The organism is Vreelandella hamiltonii (assembly GCF_014651775.1).
Taxonomy (GTDB): Bacteria; Pseudomonadota; Gammaproteobacteria; order Pseudomonadales; family Halomonadaceae; genus Vreelandella; species Vreelandella hamiltonii.
Map to the genome: position 1 here is coordinate 102,357 of NZ_BMXN01000009.1, position 24,251 is coordinate 126,607.

Below are 24,251 nucleotides of genomic sequence, written 5' to 3' on the forward strand. Positions count from 1 at the left end.
TGTAACGGCTTCTTTCACGACTGCCAGCGCTATTCGCTGCTTTGATACCAGCCCTGTTGCAAAATGGCCGTTTCCACCGCGTGGGGCAGTAAATAGCGCACGCTTTCACCTGCTTGCAGGCGCTGGCGAATGTAGGTCGCGGAGATGGCCATTAGGGAGGGCAACTCCAGTACCAACAGATGCCCTTGAGCCTGCTGCATCATCGTCTCGACGCTGTAGACTTCGCGATTGCCCACCAGTTCCTTCAGCGGTGCTGGCCAATCGTTGCTGTACCCGGGCCGAGCGATCACCACGACGTGCCCTAGCGCCCAAAGACGCTCGGCACGGTCCCACTGATGGAGCCGCAAAAAAGCATCCATGCCGATCACCATCACCAGTCGGGCCGAGGGGCCGTAGAGGTCGCGCAGCTCCGTCAGCGTATCCACACTATAAGAGGGGCCTGCTCGGCGTAGCTCACGGCCATCGGCCAGCAGGCCAGGGGTATCCGCGATGCCTGCTTCCAGCAGGGCCAAGCGCTGCTGCGGCGATACCTGCGGCACACCGCGCAGCGGTGGCTGCGGCGCAGGCACCATGTGCAGCACTTCCAGGCCCAGCGCGTCACGCACTTCCAGGGCACTGCGTAGATGGCCGTTGTGCACCGGGTCGAAGGTGCCACCAAACATGCCGATACGCTGGCTCATTGGCGAACCTGGCCGTCTCCGAACACGATGTATTTCTGCGTGGTCAGGCCTTCCAGGCCGACCGGGCCACGGGCGTGCAGCTTGTCGGTGGAAATCCCGATCTCCGCCCCCAGGCCGTACTCGAACCCATCGGCAAAGCGTGTCGAGGCGTTGACGATCACCGAGCTGGAGTCCACTTCGGCCATGAAACGGCGCGCCAGCGTGTAATCCTGCGTGACGATGGCATCGGTATGGTGGGAGCCGTATCGTTCGATGTGTTCGATCGCTTCGTCCACGCCATCTACCACCTTGATGGCCAGGACCGGGGCGAGGTACTCCGCGTGCCAGTCCTCCTCGGTTGCTGCCAGCGCCTGGGGCAACAGCGCCCGCGTCCGCTCGCAGCCGCGCAGCTCTACCTGGTGCTCGGCGTAGGCACGCGCCAGCTCCGGCAGCAGAAGATCGGCAACCGGGGCATCCACCAGCAGGGTTTCCATGGTGTTGCAGGTGCCGTAGCGGTGGGTCTTGGCGTTCAGTGCGATGGCCAGCGCCTTGGCAGGGTCGGCGGTGGTATCGATGTACACATGGCAAACGCCATCCAGGTGCTTGATCACCGGGACACGCGCTTCCCGCGAAATGCGCTCGATCAAGGACTTGCCGCCACGCGGGATAATCACATCGACATACTCGGGCATGCTTATCATCTCACCCACCGCGGCGCGATCCGTGGTAGCAACGACCTGAACGCTGCCCTCGGGCAGGCCCGCGTCCGCCAAGCCTGCCTGAATGCATCGGCTCAGGGCCGCATTGGATGCACTGGCTTCCGAGCCTCCGCGCAATACGCAGGCATTGCCGGACTTGAGACACAGGCTGGCGGCTTCCAGGGTGACGTTGGGGCGCGATTCGTAAATGATGCCGATCACCCCCAGCGGAACCCGCATCTTGCCGACCTGGATACCGCTGGGCCGGTAGCTCATGCCATCGATGGCACCGACCGGGTCCGGCAGCGCCGCCACTTGATGCAGCCCCTCGATCATGGCATCGATCCGCGCGTCATTGAGCGCCAGGCGGTCCAGCAGCGCGCTATCAAGGCCATTGTCCCGGCCCCGCTGCATGTCCTCCTGATTGGCCTTCATGATCTCGCCGCGCGACGCCTCAAGGCGCTTCGCCATGGCATACAGCGCCTGATTCTTGGCCTGGGTATCGGCACGGCGCAATACGCTGGCCGCCGCCCTGGCCCCCTGCCCCACGGCCACCATGTAACGAGCCACATCGCCGGCCGCCAGATGGTGTTGGGCGTCTTGTTGGAATGCGTCAGCGCTGCGCATGGGATCTCCCTGTGTAAGCAATACTGAAAGTAGGTAGGCTTATATTACGCCATGAGGGCATTATACTGAGGGATTGACAGGTTCGAGCCAAGCAATGCGTTATGCTACGGCCGAGTAACCCTCGTTTATCAGCCAGATAGTAAGCCACCATGCAAAGCAAATACAAAATCAGCCCGCTGAGGGCGACGTTGTTCGCTGCCGCCGTCGCGCTGGCCTTCTGGACACCCACCGCGCCGCTGGCAGCCGCCATTGCGCTATGGCTGGCCGTGGCCTGGCTGTTCATTACGGCGCTACTGCTCGACTTCAGCCATCGACGCTCGCGAGGGCTGCCTTGGCAGTTGCTGGCCGGTACGCTCCTGCTGTCGCTGATTGCCGTTGCCCCTGAGCGTCACCTGTTGCTGATATGGGCCTGGGGCGCAGTGTTCATGCTGCCACAACCCCGCTGGGTGGCCACCTTCAATGTCTGCGCTGCCCTGCTGGCCTGCCTGATCATCCAGCCACTGCTCACCCTGCCAGAGTGGTGCCTGCTGGTGGCATCCTTGGGGACGCTGTGCCTGCTGGCCATGGCACGGACTTACCTGCTGGTGCACTTGAGCGGCACCATGCGCCAGCGCCTGCGGCTGATTCCGGGGCTCAACCTATGGGCAGGGGAGCAACTGCTGCGTGATTTGACCAAGGAGCAGACACGCTCCGAACGAGAAGCCATTCACGCCGAAGTGCTGGTCATTCATCTCCGGCTCCACCAGCTCTGGCCGGCGGCTCACAAGCTGTGCAGCCTGGTTTACAGTTTCGAAAACGTTTATCGCCTCAATGCCACGACCCTGGCCACGCTGATGCTTTCCAAGACGCCCCGTGAAGCCGAACATCGTCGTCATTTGCTGTGTGCCGCGCTGCCCGAACACGCCGTTTGCCAGCCCATGCCCTTGATGGAGCTGGAGCTGGAAGCGCTCACCCTGGAGGCCCTTGCCCAGATGGGCAAACAGCGGCCGAGCGACATCACATGACCACCAGCCAGCCCCCCAAACGGCTGATGGGCCTGGCCTACGGCGCGGGCCTGATCATCATCTGTGCTTACACTGCCTGGCTTTATGCCATCGGCAGCTACCGAGAGCTTCTGGTACCGCTGTTCATGACGACCCTGCTGCTGGCCAGCCTGATGATGCACCTGGGCCAGGGGGTCAAATCGTGCCTGCCGCGCCTTTTGCTGCTGGGCAGCCTGTTTCTGGTCGTCGTGCACGCGGTGCTCACCCATGCCAACCTGTCACTGCATTGGCTGGGGCTGCCGTTGGCCGCCGCGTTCATACTGCTGCCGCTGTGGGGAGCCCTGGCCATCAACCTGATGGCCATGGTCGTGATAGGCTGGCAACTGCCCGCACTGCAGGGAGAAACTGCGCTGGGGTTCGCCGCACTGACCCTGCTGCTGGCGCTTCCCCCGTGGGAGCACGCCCGGCGCAAGGCGCTGTTGAGGGCAACCGACCCCAACGACAACGATTGCGATGCGTACCATATCGATACGCTGAAGGAGCGCCTCAGGAATGAGTTTCAGCGCGCCGCAATGCTCAACAAGCGGCTGGCCGTGCTGGTGCTGCACTTGCCGCAGCTGGACATGGCAGAGGAGCAGTTTGGCCAACGCGCCAAGACCGCGCTGCTGGGCGCGCTGTGCAGCGAGGTCAATAGCCGCTGCCGTGATCACGACATTCTGGGCCGTGCGGGCAGTGCGACCTTCTGGCTGGTCCTGCCCGATACCAGTGAAAGCGGCGCGCTACTCGTGAAAGAGCGCCTTCAGCGCGCCCTGTCACGGCGCGTATTGGTGGAAACAGGCCAATTGGAAGCACGGCTCGCCACTTGCCTGCCCATGCGCAAGGAGAGCTTCGAGCGCTACTTGCAGCGTCTGGAAGCACGCGCAGAATCCATTACCCATTTATAACCGCAGACGGAGTCACTCTTGGCGATTGTCGATACCCTGCTCTCTCTTACTCTTTCCCCTCCTTTGCTGCTGCTTCTGGTGTTGGGTATCGCCCTGGTCGAGTCGCTGGCACTCATTGGCCTGCTGGTCCCCGGGGTCGTATTGATGACTGCGGCTGCCACCTTGGCGGGCCACCAAGGGCTCGACCTGCCCTGGCTGATTGGCGCGGCGTTCATTGGCGCGATCATCGGCGACAGCGTCAGCTACTATCTGGGCTATCGGCATCGTGAGGCGGTGTTGTCCCGCTGGCCGCTGTCGCTTCACCCCGAGTGGGTGGGTCGTGGGGCACGCTTTTTCGAACGTTATGGGGTCTACTCGGTCTTCATTGGCCGCTTCGTCGGGCCTGTCCGCCCGGTGATCCCGCTGGTGGCCGGCATGATGCAAATGCCGGCACGCACCTTCGCCTGGGCAAACATTACCTCGGCAGCGCTCTGGGCTCCCGCCTATGTACTGCCTGGCTATCTGGTCGGGCATACCTGGCAGCAGCGGCTGAACCTGCCCACGAACGTGGAAATGGCCGTCATCCTGATTGCCGCCACGGTGGTGGTATTGGCCGTGGTGTTTTCATGGGGGCGCGCCCAGGTGGACCGCCAGGGGCGCATCTATTTTGCGCTGGCACGCATCGTGCGGCGCATTCCGATCATGCGTCGCCCCTGGTTGGCCATGAGCCGTTCGGGGGAAGTGCCGCTGGGTTCCCTGCTGCTGCTCATTACCGCGATCACCGGGGCCTCCGCCTGGACGCTGTACGTGATGCACCATGTGACGCCGTTGACGGTCGATCTGGAAGCCCAGCGGCTATTCGACTGGCTCGACTCCCCCTGGCTTGCCCACGCCAGCCTGCTATTGGCCATGATCGGTGACAAGGCGGGCATCGTGGCCCTGGTGAGCCCGTGGGCGTGCTGGCTGCTGGTGGTCAAACGCTTCGATGCACTGCTGCATGGGGCTCTGGCCCTTGGCGGCATTGCCCTGATCAACACCGCAGGCAAGGCACTGTTCGCCCGGGCACGCCCCACCACCCCGGACCACCTGACCGGCTCATACGCCTACCCCAGCGCGCACACCTCTACCTGGGTGGTGATGATCGGGCTGGCGGCCGCCGTGATGGCCGCGCGGCTGCCTCGCCAGCGGCGTGCCTGGGTCTACTGGATGGCCATTGTCGTCACGCTGCCGATGGCGCTCTCGCGCTTGGCTCTGGGCGTGCACTGGCTGAGTGATCTGGTGGGAGGCGCGCTCATGGGGCTGGTGGTTTGCGCTCTGGTTCAGCTCAACTGGCAGCGGCGCTATCGCACGCCGCTACCACCCATCCCCTGGGTGACGCTCACAGGAGCATCGCTGCTGCTGGTGAGCGCGAGAATGTTGCTGTTCGGACCGATTTGAGGGCGCGGCAAAGCGTGTCTGGCACGGGCTGGCGTGATCAGCCCAGCGCCAGCCACGCGCCCACGCCAAACATCAGCGTCCCGGCAATGCGGTTCAGCAGGCGTACGTTACCGCTTTTGCCCAGCACACGACGCAGCGTCTTGCCTCCCGTGGCATACACCAGCATGCTGCCGAACTCGATGACCAGGATCAACGCGATCAACAGGCTGAGCTGGGGGGCCAGCGGGCGGCTGCTGTCCAGAAACGGCGGCAGCAGCACCATGAAAAATGCCCAGCCCTTGGGATTGGCCACGGCGGTCACCAGCCCCTGCATGGCCAACTGCCAGCGGCCTGCAGGCGGCCCTGTGTCCAGCTCGCTGGGAATGGCCATGCGCCCCCGCGAGCGCCACATCATCACCCCCAGATACGCCAGGTAAGCCCCACCAATCCACTTGAACGCAGTGAACAGCTCAGGCTGGCGCAACATCAACGCGGCCACCCCTGCCCCTGCCGCCGCGGCCACCAGCCCCACGCCAATCAACTCACCGATCATCATCCAGAGCGTACGCTTCACCCCCTGGGTCATCCCCAGCACCATGGCCAGCGTCATGCACATGCCGGGAGTCAGCGATACGAATAGAAAGGTTGGCACGAAGACCGATAGAGTAGCCCAGGACATGGTGACGCTTCCTTGTGATGAACGGTGACGAAAGTCAGTGAGATGGCGAATCGCAAACACAAAAGGGCTGTGGCACCGCCGGGATTACCCTTCGCCCCAGCGTGGCATCAAGCGGTGCTCGATGCCCAGCTGGTTGAGAATCCGCGCGACGATGAAATCGATCAGATCCTCCATGGACTGGGGGCGATGATAGAACCCGGGTGCGGCAGGCAGGATCACCACGCCCAGGCGACTCAAGGTCAGCATGTGCTCCAGGTGAATGGGAGAAAAAGGACTCTCCCTGGGCACCATGACCAGCGTGCGCCGCTCCTTGATCGCCACATCGGCGGCACGCTCGATCAGGTTGTTGCTGGCCCCGGTGGCCACCGCAGAGAGGGTGCCGGAGGAACACGGGCAGATCACCATGGCGGAAGACGCGCCGGAGCCCGAGGCCACGGGGGCCATCCAGTCTTCACGCCCAAAGCAGCGAATTTGTCCGGGCCTGGCACCGCTTTGCGCCACCAGGGCCTCCTCCAGTCGCTGAGGCTGAGCAGGCAGCGATACCTCCGTTTCCGTGGCAATGACCATATGGGCCGCCTTGGAGATCATGACCCACACTTCATGGCCCGCCTCGACCAGCACGTCGATCAAGCGCAGGCCATACTGGGCCCCCGAAGCGCCCGTCAGCGCCACCGTCACAGGGGGGTTGAACTCACTCATCGGATACTCCTGTTGCAGGGTTTGCCGCTGTCAGCGCCGCCAACAGGCGCTCATGAACACCATCGAAACCACCGTTGGACATCACCACGATCCGGTCGAGCGGTGACGCCTGGGCGACCACTGCCTGTACCAATGCATCGATATCCCGATACAGCGACGCCCGCGACCCTTGCGCCTCTACCAGAGAGTCCATCGACCACTCCACGCCAGCAGGCTGGAACCAGAAGCTGTGATCCGCATCGGCAACGCTGTCGTTCAGACGTTCACGCAGCGCGCCCAGCCGCATGGTGTTGGAGCGCGGCTCGATCACGGCCAGCAGCCGCCCCCGCGGTGTGGCGGCACGCAAGCCCTGCAGCGTGGCGGCAATGGCGGTGGGATGGTGGGCAAAGTCGTCGATCACCTGAATGCCGTTGACCTCGCCACGCACCTCCTGGCGACGACGGGGCGTCTGGAAGCGTGCCAGCGCCGCGCAGGCACGCGGCAGGTTCACCCCGCACAGCCGTGCGGCCGCCAAAGCGGCCAAAGCATTGCGAGCGTTGTGCTCCCCCGTGAGCGACCACTCCACCACGCCGTCCTCCTCGTCCTGCTCACGGCTATACAGCACCTGAAAGCGGCTGGCGTCGGCATGCTCTAGGCGCAGCTGCCACTGGCTGCCGGCTTCGCTGCCAAAGCGGGTGACCGGGCTCCAGCTGCCCATGGCCAGCACACGATCCAGCGCGGGCTGCTGGTCAGCCACCAGCAGATGCCCCTTGCCTGGCACGGTACGCACCAGGTGGTGGAACTGGCGTTCGATGGCGGCCAGGTCGGGAAAAATATCGGCGTGGTCGAATTCGAGGTTGTTCATCACGGCGATCGTCGGGCGGTAGTGCACGAACTTGGAGCGCTTGTCGAAAAAGGCCGTATCGTACTCGTCCGCCTCGACCACGAACGGTGCTGCTGCGCCTCCTAGCCTGGCCGAGACGCCAAAGTTGCGCGGCACACCGCCAATCAGAAAGCCGGGCTCCAGGCCTGCGCTCTCCAGCAGCCAGGCCAACAGGCTGGCCGTGGTGGTCTTGCCGTGGGTGCCCGCCACGGCAATGACCCGGCGGCCCGGCAGCACGTACTCCGCCAGCCACTGGGCACCCGAGGTGTAGCGCAGGCCGCTATCAAGCAGCGCCTCGACTTCCGGATTACCGCGCGAGAGAGCGTTGCCCACCACTACCAGGTCCAACGGGCCCTGCAGGTTGTCGGCGCGATACCCCTCCATCAGCGTGATGCCCGCCTCGGCGAGCTGAGTGCTCATGGGCGGATACACGTTCGCATCCGACCCACTCACCTCGTGCCCCAACTCTCGGGCCAACAGCGCAAGACTGCCCATAAAGGTGCCGCAGATACCAATCACATGTAAACGCATGGGCGAGCGCTCCTTCCATGACCCTGACAACGGACTGAAATATCAGCCTAAATGCATACATTAGGGGAAAGATTATCATGCCCGGGACGCCAGCTCATCTGGTTCCCTTCGCGACACCCGGTATCAGGGCAGGAAAGTGACAACGGGTGGCTTTTGATGCAGGATGCGGCACCTATCATGCCTTAAACACCCCGCTGCGCTGGCGAGAGGAGCTTTTATCATGCGCATTATCGTTCGTTACTTTTTCCGTGGCCTTCGCGTGCTGCTGGCCCCGGTGATGCTAGTGTCGGAAAAACTCTCCACGCCGCGCTCGGTGGAGCGCAGCGCCGAGGAGCAGGCTGAGGTCGACGCGGCCTGTGAGGCATTGGCGCTGTATCAGTTTCGTAGCTGCCCTTTCTGCATCAAGGTACGCAAGGAGATGGCGCGGCTTGGTTTGAAGATCGAACTGCGCGATGCCCAGTTGGACCCGGACCACAAGCAGTCCCTGCTGGAAGGCGGCGGCAAGGTCAAAGTGCCCTGCCTGCGCATCGCCCATGAAGATGGTCGTGAAGAGTGGCTCTATGAGTCCGATGAGATCAATCGCTGGCTGCATCAGCGCTTTGGGGCCTGATTGGGTGCTTTAGCACCTGCCACGTCAAAACTCGACCTTGCGGGCCGTCACGTCGAACGTGACGGCTAGGCTAACACCCTCTTCCACAAGAGGGTCAGCCTCCGGGCTATGCTGTAGCGCCAGCGGCCCCTCGAGGGTGCCCTGAAGATGTAACCGGCTGCCTTCGCGCTCCACCCGAGCAAGCACCACGGTCAGCTCGTCATCGGTGGCCGTGTAATACGGCGGGTGAACGGCATCGCCGATCAGGTGCAGCACTCGGGCATCGGTGAGCCGCTCGTCGGCCAGCACCAACTGAATGACCAGCGCATCTCGGGCCGCCCATTTCTCCGGGTCCCGGTAGCCGGTCATCTCCACCACCCAACGGTCTCCCTCTTCGATGAACGTGGCACTGGGCTCGCTGCTGGGATCGAGGATAAACCACTGCTGGTCCTCTCCATCCAGCGTCCCTGTGATCCCTGCAGCTAGCTCGCTGGCAGCCGCCCAGCCTGTCATGGCCAGCAAAACAGTCATTAGTAACGGTTTAACACCTTGTATTTTCATTACCTTTCCCTTGTGGCTTACCTGCCGGGCACTTTTGCACGACCGCATGATCACGACTTTAGTCTTACAGCAGATGCCGTGGCGGCCGCGCCAGCCCCGATCATTCAGTAGATGAATGAGGCCTGTCATTATTTCGATTGTGTGTCACAACCACCTGTCTCTATGTTGTCAGGATAGCTTACGAGCTGACCGTGTCTGTTTTGTGGATGGGCCATCCGTCGACAAAACGAACAATAAACAATACACATGGGAACGATCATGACGCTGAAAAAGACACTACTGGCCACTGTCGTGGGTGCTGCCATGGCAGGCACCGCACTACTGCCGCTGACTGCCAGTGCAGAAACCCTGCGCATCGGTTACTCGGCCGACCCTGAAACCCTCGACCTGCACGAACAGCTTTCTGGCGGTGTCCTGCGCTTCTCGCATTTGTCATTCGACCCCCTGGTGCGCTGGACCAAGGACTTCCAGTTCGAACCGCGTCTGGCCACCGAGTGGGAACAAGTAGACGACACCCATGTACGCATGACCCTGCGTGAAGGCGTTACCTTCCATTCCGGTAACCCGTTCACTGCCAAGGACGTGGTCTGGACCATCGAGCGCTTGAAAGAGAGCCCGGATTATCGCGCCATTTTCGAGCCGATCGCCAGCGCCGAAGCGGTCGATGACTACACCATCGAAATCACCACCACCGCGCCTTACCCGCTGCTGTTGAACCTGGCCACCTACATCTTCCCCATGGATAGCGAGTTCTACACAGGCGAAACCGAAGACGGTAACGACAAAGCCGAAATCATTAAAGCGGGTAACTCCTTCGCTTCACGCAACGTATCAGGCACCGGCCCGTTCATCGTCACTGACCGTCGCCAGGGTGTCCGCGTTGACTTCAAACGTTTTGAAGACTACTGGGATACCGAAAGCGAAGGCAACGTTTCTGAAATCGTGTTAACGCCGATTGCCGAAAACGCCTCCCGCGTGGCGGCCCTGCTGTCTGGCGGCGTTGACTTCATCGATGCCGTACCGCCCAACGACCTGGACCGTGTGCGCGATGCACAAGGCGCCAATCTGGTTGAAATCCCCGGTACGCGTATCATCGGCTTCCAGCTGAATGAAGAGCGCGTCGAGGCTTTCCAGGATGCACGCGTGCGTCAGGCCGTCGACCTGGCCATCAACCAGGAAGGCATTGCCGACCGTCTGATGCGTGGCTTTGCAACGCCCGCGGGTCAGTTCTCACCGGAAGGCTACTCCGGCTATAACGCGGACCTGGTACCTCGTTACGATCTGGAGCGTGCTCAGGAGTTGATGGCGGAAGCGGGCTACGAAGAGGGCTTCAGCGTCGACATGATCGCCCCGAACAACCGCTACGTGAACGATGCGCAGATTGCCCAGGCCGTAGCCAACATGCTGGCGCGTATCAACATCAACGTTAACCTGCGCACCATGCCGCTGGCCCAGTACTGGCCGGAGTACGACACGCGTCAATCCGACATTGCCATGATCGGCTGGCACTCGGACACCGAAGACACCGCCAACTTCTTCCAGTACCTGTCGTTCTGCATCGACACCGAGAGCGGTGCCGGTCAGTACAACTACGGCAGCTACTGCAACGAAGAAATCGATGCGCTGGTAACCCAGGCCGACAGCGAAACCGACCTGGAAAAACGTGGTGAAATGCTGCGTGAAGCCGAAGCCATGCTGTACGAAGACGTTGGTTTCATCATGCTGCATTGGCAGAACCTGGCCTATGCCGCCGCTGACGGCATCGACATCGAGCCGGTGGTCAACGCCACCGACTTCCCCTACCTGGGCGATCTGGTGATTACGCGTTAATCACCCCTTAACGACATAACCCACGCAAGGACGCTTCGCTCTCCAGGATTCTGGAGGGCGAAGCGTCGTGCATGACGCGACCCGCCGGGCAGCGTCATGCCTTGCCCTGATGTTTAGTGAAACTTTCCACACAGGTGGCGTACGCCATGATTGCTTTTCTAATCAAGCGGCTGATGCACGCAATATTGGTGATGTTTGTCATCAGTGTACTGGCCTTCGCCATCCAGGATAACCTGGGTGACCCTGTACAGCAGATGGTCGGACAGTCGGTCCCCGAAAGTGAACGTGAAGCCATTCGCGAACGGCTGGGGCTCAACGACCCCTTCCTGGTGCAATACGCACGCTTCGCCAAGAACGCCGTTCAGGGCGATTTTGGCTACTCCTATTTCTACCGTGAACCGGCGCTGGAGGTGATTGCTCGCCACTTGCCTGCTACCCTCGAGCTGGTGTTCGCGGCCACGCTGATCATCGTATTGTTCTCTGTTCCCATCGGGGTATACAGCGCCATCAAACCGCGCTCGCCCATCTCGCGCTTTTTCATGGGGGCCTCGATCATCGGCATTTCGATACCGGTGTTCCTGACCGCCATCGTGTTGATCCAGATTTTCTCCATCGGCATGACCGTTTCGCTGTTCCCGGAGGGCACCGCCTGGGGCGCCTGGCTGAACAGCGCGCTCTCTACCCAGGGCAACATGCCCTCCTTTGGCCGCGGCTATGATTTGGTCCACGTGGTCGGCCACTGGGATACCAACCTGGTCACCTGGGACGGCATCAAGCATCTGGTGCTGCCTGCAGTCTCGCTGGCCTCCATCATGCTGCCGCTGTTCATCCGCCTGATCCGCGCCGAAATGATGGAAGTACTGCAATCGGAGTACGTGAAGTATGCCCGCGCCAAGGGTATTTCCATGCGCCGGGTCTACTTCGTGCATGCGCTGAAAAACACCATGCTCCCGGTGATTACCGTGGGGGGCGTTCAGATCGGTACCATGGTGGCTTATACCATTCTGACCGAAACCGTGTTCCAGTGGCCGGGCATGGGACTGATGTTCCTGGATGCCATCAACCACGCCGACATTCCGCTGATCGTCACTTATCTGATGATCGTCGGGGTCATTTTCGTGGTGACCAACACCATCGTGGATTTGATCTACGGCTTCGTGAATCCCACCGTTAAACTGACTGGTAAGCCCGCATGACAACGTCCACTCCTCCCTCAGCCCCCAGCCGCTGGGAGCGCTTGCGCGACTCTTTCCTGTGGTACAGCTTCAAGCGCGACCGTACCGCTCAGCTCTGCCTGGCCGTGTTCATCTGCCTGGTGGTGGCGGCCTTCGCGGCGCCACTGCTAGCCCCTACCGACCCCTACGACCTGCGCCAGATCGACATCATGTCGTCGGAACTGCCGCCGTTCTGGATCGACGGAGCCGACGAGCGCTACACCCTGGGCACCGATGCCCAGGGGCGCGACCTGTGGTCGATCATTCTCTACGGCACGCGGGTATCGCTGCTGATCGGCTTTGGCGCGGTGGCACTACAAGCCCTGCTGGGCGTGACCTTTGGCCTGATGGCCGGTTATCTGGGCGGGCGAGTCGATGCCTTCCTGATGCGCCTGGCAGACATTCAGCTGTCGTTCTCGACGCTGATGGTGGCCATCGTGGTCGGTGCCGTGGTGAAAGCCACCATGGGCAGCGCCTTCTACAGCCAGTACGCCGTGCTCATGCTGATTCTAATCATCGGGCTCGCCGAGTGGCCGCAGTATGCGCGTACCGTGCGTGCATCGGTGCTGGCAGAGAAGAACAAGGAGTACGTGGACGCCGCTCGGGTCATGGGGCTGCGCAGCCGACGCATCATGTTCCGTCATGTGCTGCCCAATACCCTGTCGCCGATCTTCGTCATCTCTACCGTTCAGATCGCCAACGCGATCATCTCCGAAGCGGCGCTGTCGTTTCTGGGGCTGGGCATGCCGGAAACGCACCCATCGCTGGGTTCGTTGATCAAGGCGGGCTTCGACTACATTCAATCCGGCTCCTGGTGGATCACCATGATGCCCGGCGCGGTATTGGTGGTGCTGGTGCTGTCGATCAATCTGCTGGGCGACTGGCTGCGCGATGTCATGAACCCACGACTGTATAAAGGCTGAAGACACCATGGCACTTCTTGAAGTCTCACAACTGGATGTTCGCTTTGCCCTGCGTCAGGGTGAAGTCCGCGCCTTACGGGATGTCAACTTCACCCTGGAGCGGGGCGAACGGCTAGGCATCGTCGGTGAATCCGGCGCGGGCAAGTCGGTGGCGGCCTTTTCACTGCTCAACCTGATCGCACGGCCCGGATTCATTGCCGGTGGCAGCATCACCTTCGAGGGTAAAACCCTCAACACCATGTCCGAGCGGGGCCTGCGCAAGGTGCGCGGCAATCGTATCTCGATGATCTTCCAGGACCCGATGATGACCCTCAACCCGGTGCTCTCGATCGGTGAGCAGATGGTCGAGTGTCTGAAAGCGCACCGCCGCATCTCCACCCGCGAGGCCCGGGCCATTGCTCTGGACAAGCTCAAGCAGGTGCAGATCCCGTCGCCGGAAAAGCGCCTGGACCAATACCCCCACGAGCTTTCCGGCGGCATGCGCCAGCGTATCATCATCGCCATTGCGCTCCTGCTGGACCCCGACATCATCATTGCCGATGAGCCAACCACGGCGCTGGACGTCACCATCCAGGCGGAAATCATGGCGCTGCTGCTGGAGCTTTGCGAGCAGCACAACGTGGGCCTGATCCTGATCACCCACGACCTGGGCGTCGTCAGCCAGGTCACCCAGCGCATGCTGGTCATGTACGCAGGCCGTGTGATCGAGCAGGGGCCGACCCGTGAAATCATCAATGACCCCCAGCACCCCTACACCCAGGGGCTGATCAACGCCCTGCCCCAGATGGCCACCCCCGGCGAAAAACTGAATCAGATTCGGGGCAGCATGCCGTCGCTTTCCAACTTGCCCACCGGCTGCGCGTTTCATCCCCGCTGCGACTTTATCCTGCGCAGCGACGGTCAGCCGCGCCCGGCGTGTACTCAGCAGGTGCCCACTTTTGTGGAGTCGGGCAACTGCCGCGTTGCCTGCCATATGGTGGCTGAAATGCTCGAAGATCGCCGCCTGAAGGAGGAGAGTCTATGAATGCCCAGGCCGACACACGCCCAACGACCGCGCAAGCACCAGCCAGCGAGACGCTGCTGGAAATACGCGACCTGAAAAAGCGCTTTTCGCTATCGGGCGACTTTCTCGAGCAGCTGCGCTTCAAGGGCGGCAAGCTGATACGCCATCAGGAGTACGTGCACGCCATCAACGGGGTCAACCTGGAGATCCAGCGTGGCGAAGCGCTCTGCGTGGTCGGCGAATCCGGCTGCGGAAAATCCACCGTAGCACGCACGGTGATGGGGCTGATTACCCCCTCCGAAGGCGAAATTCGTTACGGCGGCGAGCGCATCGACCATCTCTCCACCCGTCAACTGCTGCCTTATCGCAAGCGCATGCAGATGATTTTCCAGAACCCCTACGCGTCGCTGAACCCGCGCATGACGATCCAGCAGACGCTGGAAGAGCCGCTGCGCCTGCACCACCCAGACTGGAATCGTCAGCAGATTCTCGACAAGGTGGAAGAAGTGATGCGCTCGGTGGGCATCGACCCGGACTGGGGCAAGCGCTTTGGTCATGAGTTCTCCGGCGGCCAACGCCAGCGCATTGCCATTGCCAGGGCGCTGGCCGTGGACCCGGAATTCATCGTGGCCGACGAGCCCATCTCGGCTCTGGACGTGTCGATCCAGGCCCAGGTGCTGAACCTGCTGATGGATGCCCAGCGTGACCGCCACCTCACCTACCTGTTCATCACCCACGACCTGGCCGTGGTCGAGCACTTCGGCACGCGCGTGGCGGTGATGTACCTGGGCACGGTGTGTGAAGTCGCCACCACGGCCACGCTGTTTGCCAAGCCGCGCCATCCCTATACGCAGGCGCTGCTGTCGGCCATTCCTCGGCTGGAAGATGACCGACCCCAGCACATCCGCCTCTCCGGTGAAGTGCCTACGCCGGTCAATCTGCCTAGCGGCTGTGTCTTTCATGGCCGTTGCCCCCATGCCAACGCCCGCTGCAAGCAGGAGATCCCGGCATTGCAAACACAGGATGACGGCACTCGCGTGGCGTGCCACGCTGTCGAGGAGGGACGCTTGTAATGGCCCGCTTCATTCAGGCCTCACGCGAGGCCGTCATGCGAGGTAAGGCATGGAAATTCGCTGGCTAGAAGACTTTATTGCTTTGGCCAGAACGCGACACTTCTCCCGCGCTGCCGACGAACAGCACGTCACACAGCCCACCTTTTCCCGGCGCATTAAGCTGCTGGAAGAGGAGATGGGCGTCACGCTGATCAATCGGCAAACGCTACCGCTGTCGTTAACGCCTGCGGGGGAAGAGTTTTTAACGCTATGCGAACAGGTCACCGACCGGGTTCGCTTAACGCGTGATCGCGTTCGTGAGATCAGTGCCGGGCAGCAGCGGCGCATTATGGTGGCAGCACCGCAAAGCCTGCTGGCGCACTTTTTGCCCGAATGGCTGACCCAACTGGGTTGGCAAGACCGTATGCAGCCCTACTTGCGCGCCACGGGATGGATGGCCAGCGACTATTTTCAGGCGCTGGCCAGGGCCGAGTGTGATCTGGCCATCTGCTACTGGCCCGTGGGCCGCTGCGATCTGGACATCGACACCAGCAGCAGCACCTACCGCGTCATTGGCCAGGAGCGGCTGATACCCGTGACGGGCCTGGCCAGCGATGGATCCCCCTGCACGCAGCTACCTGGCACGCGCCAGCAGACGGTGCCCTGGCTTGCCTACCCCAAACGCGGGCTGTTGGGTTCGGCGGTCAAGGCACACCTTGCCCGCCTTCCCCATACGACCTACCTGACCGCGCAGAGCGAGAACCTCTACGCCGCAGGCATCAAGGAACTGGTACTGTTGGGCTACGGCATGAGCTGGCTACCGGAACGCAATGTGGCCAGCGAACTGGCCAGCGGCCAGCTGGTGCGCGCAGGCGACAGTCGCTGGGACGTGCCCATGGAGTTGAGGCTCTACCGTCACCAACAACACCACCACGCAGAGCTGGACAGCTTATGGAGCGAGCTCCCTCCCCTACGACCCTGAAGGAAACCCCATGTCTGCATCACTGAACGCACTACAGCGTGAGCATATCGCGCATCTTTGCCAGGCTTATAGCCTGTTGCTTGAGCAGCATCGGCTGGATTGCCTGGCCATTTACAGTGGCCACGCCCGCTACCATTTCGCCGATGATCACACCACGACCTTTCAGGCCTACGGGCATTTCACCCACTGGGTAGGGTTGGCCGATGTTCAGCACAGCTGGATCGTGGTACAGCCCGGTCAGCGGCCACAGCTCTATATCTACGCGCCAGCCGATTTCTGGCACTTGCCCACCCAACTGCCGGAAGAGCCGTGGGTAGCCGAATTCGACGTGCATTTGTGCAGCGACAAGATCACCCCGCCGCTAGCGGGCAACGCAGCCGTGATTGGCGATATCGAGACCCTGGAGAGCGTTTCAGTGCTCGCCAACACCGCCAAGCTGCACCCCAACGCCCTCGTCCGTGCGTTGGATGAGCTGCGCATGTACAAGACCGCCTATGAGATTGCCTGCCTGAGGGAAGCCAATCGCCTGGCCGTTGCCGGGCATCAGGCCGCCAAGGCCGCTTTTGGGGGCGGCGCCAGCGAGCTGGATATCCAGTTGGCATATTTGCTAGCCAGCCGTCAGCGCGAGTCGGACGTGCCGTACCAGAACATCATCGGGCTCAATCAGCACGCTGGCGTGCTGCATTATCAGCGCTATGACCTGAGCGCCCCCAGCCAGCGTCACAGCTTGTTGGTGGATGCCGGGCGGCGCTTTCGCGGTTACGCGGCAGACATCACCCGCACCCACGCAGGCCCCGACGCCCCGGCCGCCTTTGGCGAGCTGATCACTGCCCTGCACCACCTGAAAGATCAATTGATTCAGCACGCCGCGCCCGGCGTGGAGTTCGTGTCGCTCCACGAGCAGATGCACCGCTATCTGGCCGAAATTCTGGTGCAGCACGGGCTGTACGAAGGCAGCGCGGAAAGCGCTATCGAGCTGGGCGTGACCCGAGCCTTCTGCCCGCATGGTCTGGGCCACTCGCTGGGCATCCAGGTGCATGACGTGGCGGGGCTGATGCACCCCGATGGCACGCCAGCGCCGCCGCCACCGCAACATCCGGCACTACGCCTGATGCGCACGCTGCACCCCGGCATGGTAGTCACCATCGAACCCGGGCTCTACTTCATTCCCATGCTGCTGGCACCGCTGCGCCAGCAGGGAATTGCCGTCAACTGGGCCACGGTGGACGCTTTGGCCGCCTGCGGTGGTATCCGCATCGAAGACAACATCGTGATCACGGAAAGCGGTTGCGACAACCTGACACAACTACATTAGTGCCAGGTAAGAAAACGCCCGGTTCCAATGAAGGAACCGGGCGTACCTTGGCGATTAACCGCCAGACTTGGAAACGTTAGGCTTAGAAACGGTAGGTAATACCACCGCCGACGGTGACGGGCTCGATATCCACTTCACCGACACGGCCTACGCCCTCCAGGTTGATGTCGGAATTGACGTCGGCATAACTGACATAGCCGTTCAGCATGATGTTTTCGGTGACAGCCAGATCAAGACCTGCCTGACCGATGACGCCATAGCTGCTGTCCACGCTCAGGCCTTCCGGCTCACCCGAGAAACGGGTGTAGTTGAGGCCCACGCCCACATAGGGCTGGACGCGAGAATCCAGGCCACCCATCGGGTAGTAGTTGACCAACAGATTCACCGGCAGGCGATCAACGCTGCCTACGTCGCCACCCGGGCGCGTATTCAGGTCATGCTCGAATTTCTCGGAGCTGTTCAGCTCCATGCCGATCTTGTCGGTGAACAGGTAACCCGCACCAAAGGTAAAGCCACGGGCGCTTTGCACGTTCAGGTCCGCATCGCCCACGTTGCCGTTACCAGAGCCGGTATCTGTTTGGGCAACACCGCCACGCACGAACACATCACCCGCTTCGTAGGCCATGACGGCTTGGCTTGCCATGACAGCGCTGGCAGAAACAACGGCGGCAGTCATCAGTTTCAATTTGCTCATCAGGGTATCCTCTTGCGTCTTCCTTGGGGGGTAAGTGCCGGATCACACCAGCTATCCTATACAACATATACCATACGAACACTGTTTCCAAATTTCCTGTGAAATTTTATTATAGGTTTTTGGTCTCTGATAGCTTTTTTTAAAGAGGCATACCATCAGGCACGCAGGTGCCCTCACGGTGGGTATCTGGGCAAGTTGCCCCGATACCCATCGTAGCCAAACGACAGGATGACAAACGACAGGCATAAAAAAAGTCCCCCGAAGGGGACCCAGGTGGAGCACGCCAGCTCACTCGTTGTACCGTGCGACAGATCGCATCGGCATGGCAAAGAAGGGAGAGCTTCAATAATCCGCTGGTCAGGCTAACGGTGAAGACTCTATTCATTTGCCGCTTGCCTAATATATAGCGAGCAACGTGCCAATATTATATAAATAAATTAAAAACAACATCTTATAAAAATTTACACCTGTTTCTCGTAGGATCCTCAGCGCCAGGAAGCATGGTTCGCACCAATGGTGCGCAGGAACTCAGGTTTATGCTTCATAACGACGCTTGCCCCCCACGGTATCAGCTGCACACCTGATTGCGCCCACCGCGTTTGGCGCGATAGAGCGCTTCGTCGGCCAGCACCAGTAACCGCTCCCTGTCACTCTCTGCCACGTCCAGGCTGCACACCATGCCCGCCGAAAGCGTACACGCAAACTCCTGCCCACCTTGGCTAAAACGCAAGCGCGAAAAGTATTCGCGGACATCCTCCAGACGTTTTCGACCATCTTCGGCACTGCAATGGGGCAGCACCAGCAGGAACTCCTCCCCCCCATAGCGACCAATCATGTCGGTTTGTCGCAGACGCTGACGCAGTAGAGTGGCTACCGAGGCAATCACCACATCGCCAATGGCATGCCCATGAGTGTCATTGACCGATTTGAAGTGATCAATATCGACCATGGCCACCACCACAGAGTAGGCCTGGCGATAACTTCGCGAGACCTCATTGATTGCGGCACTCTTGATGCTGGCGTGCTTCAGCAGCCCCGTCAGGCTGTCCTTGTTCAGCAAAGCCGATAGCGTACGCGAACGCGCCACGCGTACCCGAATCGAGGCCACCAGCTGCGCGGCCTGGATGGGCTTGGTCAGGAAGTCGTCAGCGCCATGGCTCAGGGCATCCACCTGCTTGCCCAGGTCGGTTTCCGCCGACAGGAAAACGATGGGCAGGCTGCTCCACTCATCGTACTGTCGTACCACCGATGCCAGGTCCGGGCCATCGTAGTCGGGCATGTGCACGTCCATCAGCAGCAGTTCGGGACGGAATGAATGCAGTTGGTCGAGGATATGGCGAGGGTTGTCGAGAATTCGCACCTCCATGCCCGCAGCTTCCAGCACCAGCTGGTAGTACGCCGCCAGCTGCTGGTCATCATCCACCACCAGAATGCGGGCAGGTGGCGCCTGGCGTTCTTGCAGCAGTTGCTCCAGCCGATTCACCAATTGAGGAATGTTGACCGGCTTCAGGAAGTAGCCACGGGCATTGAGCTGGGCAGCGCGCATGCGCGCATCGAAGGTATCACTGTCGCTGATGAACAGAACGGGACATGATAACGCCTGTAATGGTCCCAATTGCCCATCGTTGGTCATGGCATCGGCGATGACCATATCAGGCGTGCCCGTCGCCATTTCTTTATAGGCGTCCATTACTTGCGTAAACAGGCGTACCGAGTAGCTGAAGTTGGTCAACTGCTCCTGAATCCGCCGCCCCAGCTCGCGATCCTCTTCGATCAGCCAGATGGTGGCCGTGGCACTGACTTTTTCAGCGCTGACATCGACCGACATGCCTGGCTGCTTGTTAGGCATCAGCTCCATTTTCATGGCGTGGAGCTGATTATTGACCGCATCGATCAGCGGCAAATCCAGCGGCTGGTCATTCTCTTCCAGCCAGCGTTTGAGGCCGGCTTCCAGGGTGCGCGCCTGCTGGCCGATACCGTCAAACCCAAAGGTACCCGCCGAGCCTGCCAGCTTGTGCAAACGGCGATAGACGTTTTCCAGCACCTCTTCGTGCACCGCCCGCAGGTCAGCGTCGTTGGTCACCATGCCAGGGGTGAGCAGCTGCTGACGAACCTCCTGATGCAGCGCGCTCATGGCGTCACACAACGAGGTCAGTTCGTTTTTCAAGCTGTGCTGATAATTTTGCCGTAATAGTGTCAGCTTCTGTTCCAGCGTCTCGGAATCACTTTTCACCACACGCTTGCTCCCAGAGAGAACGCACCTGGGGTGCCAGGGTCATCGGGTCGAAGGGCTTGGCGATCACGCTTTCTGCCCCCAGGGCAATGAGCTGCTCGACTTCATGCGGTTGCACTTTGGCGGTCATGAAAGCGACCGGCACGTTCGCCAACGCCGGACGTTGCCGCAGCGCGGCCAGGGTGGATGGCCCATCCATGCCCGGCATCATCACATCCAGCAGGATCATGTCGGGGGCAAAGGCCTCGGCCTCAGCCAGCGCCTGCTCTCCCGACGAGCACACCTTTACCGTCAGCCCTCCCACGACCTCCAGCGCCAGCTTGGCCACTGTTTGGATATCGGGGTCATCCTCGACATATAAAACCCGTTCTAGAACATTCATTCCTTACCTTCCATCAGAGCCAGCTGCGTACGTTGTTGAACCGCCTCGAGCAATTGCTCAGAGGTGATACGCGATTTTAGAAATACCGCCTCGACCCGGTGTTGATCTGCCTCACTGATCGACTGTCCGGACAAAATGATGATGCTCGCCTCCGGTTGCTGCTGACGGATCTGCTCCAGCAGTTCCCAGCCATCCCCATCGGGCAACCCGATATCCAGAATCACGGCATCATAACGCCGCTGCCCCAGCGCCCGACGGGCCATGGCCACGTTGATCGCGTGCTCGCAATCCGCGTGAGGGCTCAACATCGTATTGATAACCGCATGGAGGTCCGAGTCGTCTTCGATATGCAACAGAGAGAGTCGCGTCGGCTGGGCATGCAGCTTTTCACTCAGCAACGCCAGCAGGTGGTGAACCTGGATAGGCTTGGCCAGCCAGGCAATATCTTCCAGATAGCCCTCCAACGCCACCTGCCCCCGCTCTACCGTGCCGGTCACGACCAATACCGGCGTGTGCTGGGTGGCGTGCTGTTCACGTAGCGCGTGGATGACCTCAAAGCCACTCATGTCAGGCAGCCCTAGATCGACAGTCACCGCACCGTAGCGATGCCGCGCCAGCTTTGCCAGCGCAGAAGCGCCGTCATAAGCTAGATCCACCCGGTATCCGGCCTCGGTGAGGGTGTCCTTGAGCACCCGAGCCACGGAAGGATCGTCTTCGATCACCAGCAGATTGGCCGTGGTATCGGGCTCACTTTCCCGCCCCACCCCTTCAGAGGGATGCAGCGGCAGTGTGAACCAGAAGCAGCTGCCCTGCCCCTCCTGCGACACAAAGCCAATCTCGCCCTCCATATGCTCGACCAGCTCGCGGGTAATGGCGAGCCCAAGGCCCGTTCCCCCCTTGGCACGGGAGTCGGAGGCGTCTACCTGGGCAAATTTAGTGAAGATCCTGGACTTGAAATTATCGGGTATCCCTGGCCCCTGGTCGGTCACGCTCACCCGGACCTTGTCCGACTGCTTTTCCACCACGATACGAACTTCTCCGCCCTCGGGGGAAAACTTCACGGCGTTCGACATCAGGTTGGCCAACACTTGCTGCAACCGCTGACCATCCACGCGCACTTGGCCCTCAGGGTAGGGGTTTTCCAAGGTCAGCGAGACATGGCGCTCGTGGCGATAATGACGATTCTCTTCGATGGCGCTCTCCAGCAGTCGGTGCAGCGGCTGCCATTGCATATCGAAGGCCAGCTTGCCTGCGGCAATTTTTTCGATGTCCAGCAGGTCATTGATCAGGTGGGTCAGACGCTGGCTATTCTTGTGGGCAATGGTGACCATTTTCATGATCGTTTCCGGCACGCTACCCAGAGCCCCGGCCGTCACCATGCCCAAGGCGCCTGAAATCGAGGTCAGCGGTGTACGCAGTTCATGGCTCACCGTGGAAATGAATTCGTTCTTCATCTGTTCGATGCGCTTGGATTCGGAAATGTCTTCGGCAATGCCGAGGAACCCCGTAATCCCCCCCTGCTGGTCACGTATGGCAGTGACCACCAGCTTCACCGGCAGGCGGTCACCCGAGCGGGTGATGTACAGCCACTCCTTGCCGTCGCGCTTGTCCATGGAAGCGCGGTGCGTAAACACATCAAAAGGTGCCAGTGAAATACCCAGGCTATGGCTGAGCTCCTGCAAGCGCTGTTCTACCTCGTCGGCGTCATGAAACAGCAGCGGCGTGTTCAGCCCCACTACCTCACTGGCTACGTAGCCCAGCATGTTTTCAGCACCACGGTTGAACAGCGTGATCTTGCCCTGGGGGTCCGTGGCAATGACAGCGAAATCTTCCGCGGCATCCAGCACCGAACTCAGCATGTCGTTGCTGCTCGCCAGCGCCTTCGTTCGCTGCTCTACTTCGGCTTCCAGGTTGCTTTGCGAATCTCGCAACTGCTTGAAGGCACCGCTCAGCTCTTGGCTCATCTCTCCCAGCAGTCTCGAAAGGGTGTGAAACTCATCGATACGACTGCGTGGCAGCGTCGGTACGTCGCCACTGGCAATGGAGGAACTGAGGGTCTTGCCCGCCCTGGCCAGTTGCAGAAGCGGCTGACTGATCAAGCGGCTGAGCAATTCGGCCAACACGCCCCCCACGACGATGACCGCTCCCAGCATCATGAACAGCACGATACGGTAGGCCTCCATGGCACGTACCGTGGGCAGTGCAGGGGTTTCGAGCACGACGCGATCGGCCTCTGTATCTCCCTGGAGTGGCACGTCCAGCACATAGTGGCCTTGCGAAAACCGCCACGCCGGCGTTTCCAACCTCCCCGGCAACCACATGGAGATACGCTCATTGATCGGCCTTAGCTCATCACCGAGCTGCAGGTTGAGTGACCTCAAGATACCCACTTGGCCAAGCAAACGCCCACTGGCATCCAGCACGCCGATGTCGACACCACTGGAGCCTCGCACCCGATTGAGATGGTAGGCGATGCGTTGCTCGGCCTCAGGCTCTAACAAGCGCTGCTGGAGCTCATTGGCATGGGAAGTCAGCGTCTGCTCGACGAACCCCTCCTGGGCCTGGCGCATCGAGTACCCTTCGTACAGCACCAGTGGAATTCCCGTCAACAGGGTGACCGATAGCAAGGCGCAGAACAGCAGGTGGCGCAGCGCCAGCAGTGGCGCGGCCGTAGGCAGCCAAGGCCGTTTGGACAAGCCACTCAGGACCAGAATCACGCTGGCGATGACCGTGTTCAGAACACCATTGACGGCTTGCTTCAAATAGACCAGCTGCGTTAGCTCTTCGGACCAGCCCAACAGGTAGGGGAAAAAGATGAAACCGATAGGCGCCGCCACCACGGTCCAGAAAATCAGACTCGCAATGATCAGGTTTTTGACGACATGACGATAAAGCAGTGACACCACGACGGCTTCGAGAATGAAAATCGCCACGGTGACCGGGTTTTCCCAGAACACATAGGTATAAGCCCCAGCCAGCGTGCCAATCAGAATAGCGGGCCAGGTGCCTAGCCAGGCAATGGCCAGCATCACGGCCACAGAACCGAACACGAAGTAGACGTTGAACAGCACTGATAGCTGAAGCATGTTGCCAATAATGCCAGCCATCAACAGTGCCACTAACAGCCCCAAACCTGCATTACAAGAAACACCGCTAGACCAGCGTAATTGATTAGTGAAGCGCACGACCCTGCTCCTCTCCCCAAGGAAACGAGATGTAAAACGTGCTGCCCTGCCCTTGGTGAGAGGTAAAACCGATGCTACCGCCCATATGCTCGGTGATCGCCTTGCAAAGAGTTAAGCTCAGTTCTTGTGTATGGAGGGCAGTAGAGAGGGTGGCGTATCCTGTTGATTGATCTCGCCAGATCACAACCAACATAGGACGGATACGCCATGA

22 protein-coding genes are annotated in these 24,251 nt (G+C 60.7%); 11 read left to right on the top strand and 11 right to left on the bottom strand.

From position 1 onward, the window contains the following. Positions 1-29: 29 nt before the first annotated feature. The gene (nadD, locus tag IE091_RS09940; RefSeq protein ID WP_039179756.1) at positions 30-680 is read right to left on the bottom strand and encodes a nicotinate-nucleotide adenylyltransferase; all 651 of its coding nucleotides are present in this window, start codon (positions 678-680) and stop codon (positions 30-32) included. Then, positions 677-1,984, bottom strand: coding sequence for a glutamate-5-semialdehyde dehydrogenase (locus tag IE091_RS09945; RefSeq protein ID WP_096922822.1), 1,308 nt, complete (start codon positions 1,982-1,984; stop codon positions 677-679). The genes nadD and IE091_RS09945 overlap by 4 nt, the downstream gene beginning before the upstream one ends. Positions 1,985-2,133: 149 nt before the next feature. Here IE091_RS09945 and IE091_RS09950 point away from each other — a divergent pair, with 149 nt between their 5' ends. The 3 genes from IE091_RS09950 to IE091_RS09960 are packed head-to-tail and all read left to right on the top strand — an operon-like array spanning position 2,134 to position 5,327. Further along, on the top strand, positions 2,134-2,988 hold the full coding sequence (locus tag IE091_RS09950) for a hypothetical protein (RefSeq protein ID WP_096922821.1): 855 nt from the start codon (positions 2,134-2,136) through the stop codon (positions 2,986-2,988). Continuing rightward, on the top strand, positions 2,985-3,911 hold the full coding sequence (locus tag IE091_RS09955; protein WP_039179747.1) for a diguanylate cyclase domain-containing protein: 927 nt from the start codon (positions 2,985-2,987) through the stop codon (positions 3,909-3,911). Before IE091_RS09950 ends, IE091_RS09955 begins: the two co-directional genes overlap by 4 nt. A gap of 18 nt (positions 3,912-3,929) precedes the next feature. Then, positions 3,930-5,327: a bifunctional DedA family/phosphatase PAP2 family protein gene (locus IE091_RS09960; RefSeq protein ID WP_189463565.1), complete on the top strand. Its 1,398-nt coding sequence runs from the start codon at positions 3,930-3,932 to the stop codon at positions 5,325-5,327. Positions 5,328-5,364: 37 nt separating this feature from the next. On the opposite strand, the gene IE091_RS09965 is transcribed toward IE091_RS09960, so the two are convergent. The 3 genes from IE091_RS09965 to mpl form a co-directional block, all read right to left on the bottom strand. Further along, a complete protein-coding gene (locus IE091_RS09965) occupies positions 5,365-5,985 on the bottom strand; it encodes a LysE family translocator (RefSeq protein WP_039179741.1) in 621 nt (206 codons plus the stop codon). 84 nt (positions 5,986-6,069) lie between these two features. After that, complete coding sequence (locus IE091_RS09970; RefSeq protein WP_189463566.1) at positions 6,070-6,684, bottom strand: flavin prenyltransferase UbiX; 615 nt, start codon at positions 6,682-6,684, stop codon at positions 6,070-6,072. Further along, entirely contained in the window at positions 6,677-8,077 is a 1,401-nt protein-coding gene (gene mpl, locus IE091_RS09975) for a UDP-N-acetylmuramate:L-alanyl-gamma-D-glutamyl-meso-diaminopimelate ligase (RefSeq protein ID WP_189463567.1), read from the bottom strand. Before mpl ends, IE091_RS09970 begins: the two co-directional genes overlap by 8 nt. Positions 8,078-8,297: 220 nt before the next feature. Between mpl and IE091_RS09980 the strand changes: the two genes are divergently transcribed. Then, entirely contained in the window at positions 8,298-8,687 is a 390-nt protein-coding gene (locus tag IE091_RS09980; protein ID WP_189463568.1) for a glutaredoxin family protein, read from the top strand. 24 nt (positions 8,688-8,711) lie between these two features. On the opposite strand, the gene IE091_RS09985 is transcribed toward IE091_RS09980, so the two are convergent. After that, the gene (locus tag IE091_RS09985; protein WP_189463569.1) at positions 8,712-9,197 is read right to left on the bottom strand and encodes a hypothetical protein; all 486 of its coding nucleotides are present in this window, start codon (positions 9,195-9,197) and stop codon (positions 8,712-8,714) included. Positions 9,198-9,485: 288 nt separating this feature from the next. On the opposite strand from IE091_RS09985, the gene IE091_RS09990 reads away from it, so the two are divergent. The 7 genes from IE091_RS09990 (at position 9,486) to pepQ (ending at position 17,546) form a co-directional block, all read left to right on the top strand. Continuing rightward, on the top strand, positions 9,486-11,057 hold the full coding sequence (locus IE091_RS09990) for an ABC transporter substrate-binding protein (protein WP_189463570.1): 1,572 nt from the start codon (positions 9,486-9,488) through the stop codon (positions 11,055-11,057). A gap of 146 nt (positions 11,058-11,203) precedes the next feature. Beyond that, complete coding sequence (locus tag IE091_RS09995; protein ID WP_189463571.1) at positions 11,204-12,253, top strand: ABC transporter permease; 1,050 nt, start codon at positions 11,204-11,206, stop codon at positions 12,251-12,253. After that, entirely contained in the window at positions 12,250-13,194 is a 945-nt protein-coding gene (locus IE091_RS10000; protein WP_081138906.1) for an ABC transporter permease, read from the top strand. The genes IE091_RS09995 and IE091_RS10000 overlap by 4 nt, the downstream gene beginning before the upstream one ends. 7 nt (positions 13,195-13,201) lie before the next feature. Beyond that, a complete protein-coding gene (locus IE091_RS10005) occupies positions 13,202-14,218 on the top strand; it encodes an ABC transporter ATP-binding protein (RefSeq protein WP_016914117.1) in 1,017 nt (338 codons plus the stop codon). Then, positions 14,215-15,270 carry an ABC transporter ATP-binding protein gene (locus IE091_RS10010; RefSeq protein ID WP_189463572.1) on the top strand — a complete coding sequence of 352 codons (1,056 nt, stop codon included), beginning with the start codon at positions 14,215-14,217 and terminating at the stop codon, positions 15,268-15,270. Before IE091_RS10005 ends, IE091_RS10010 begins: the two co-directional genes overlap by 4 nt. A 49-nt stretch (positions 15,271-15,319) precedes the next feature. Beyond that, complete coding sequence (locus IE091_RS10015; RefSeq protein ID WP_189463573.1) at positions 15,320-16,231, top strand: LysR family transcriptional regulator; 912 nt, start codon at positions 15,320-15,322, stop codon at positions 16,229-16,231. Between the two features lie 10 nt (positions 16,232-16,241). Beyond that, the gene (pepQ, locus tag IE091_RS10020; RefSeq protein WP_189463574.1) at positions 16,242-17,546 is read left to right on the top strand and encodes a Xaa-Pro dipeptidase; all 1,305 of its coding nucleotides are present in this window, start codon (positions 16,242-16,244) and stop codon (positions 17,544-17,546) included. 82 nt (positions 17,547-17,628) lie between these two features. Here the strand turns inward: pepQ and IE091_RS10025 are convergent, their stop codons facing one another. The 5 genes from IE091_RS10025 to IE091_RS18435 all read right to left on the bottom strand — a co-directional run. Further along, positions 17,629-18,240, bottom strand: a complete 612-nt coding sequence (locus tag IE091_RS10025; protein WP_189463575.1) for an OmpW/AlkL family protein — start codon at positions 18,238-18,240, stop codon at positions 17,629-17,631. A 568-nt stretch (positions 18,241-18,808) separates the two neighbouring features. After that, entirely contained in the window at positions 18,809-20,473 is a 1,665-nt protein-coding gene (locus IE091_RS10030; protein ID WP_229800806.1) for a diguanylate cyclase, read from the bottom strand. Continuing rightward, positions 20,463-20,855: a response regulator gene (locus IE091_RS10035; protein WP_081192875.1), complete on the bottom strand. Its 393-nt coding sequence runs from the start codon at positions 20,853-20,855 to the stop codon at positions 20,463-20,465. Before IE091_RS10035 ends, IE091_RS10030 begins: the two co-directional genes overlap by 11 nt. Next, positions 20,852-24,040 carry a response regulator gene (locus IE091_RS10040; protein WP_189463576.1) on the bottom strand — a complete coding sequence of 1,063 codons (3,189 nt, stop codon included), beginning with the start codon at positions 24,038-24,040 and terminating at the stop codon, positions 20,852-20,854. The genes IE091_RS10035 and IE091_RS10040 overlap by 4 nt, the downstream gene beginning before the upstream one ends. Beyond that, positions 24,027-24,251: ATP-binding protein (locus IE091_RS18435; RefSeq protein ID WP_229800807.1), on the bottom strand; the 225-nt coding region annotated here is incomplete at its 5' end. The genes IE091_RS10040 and IE091_RS18435, both read right to left, overlap by 14 nt.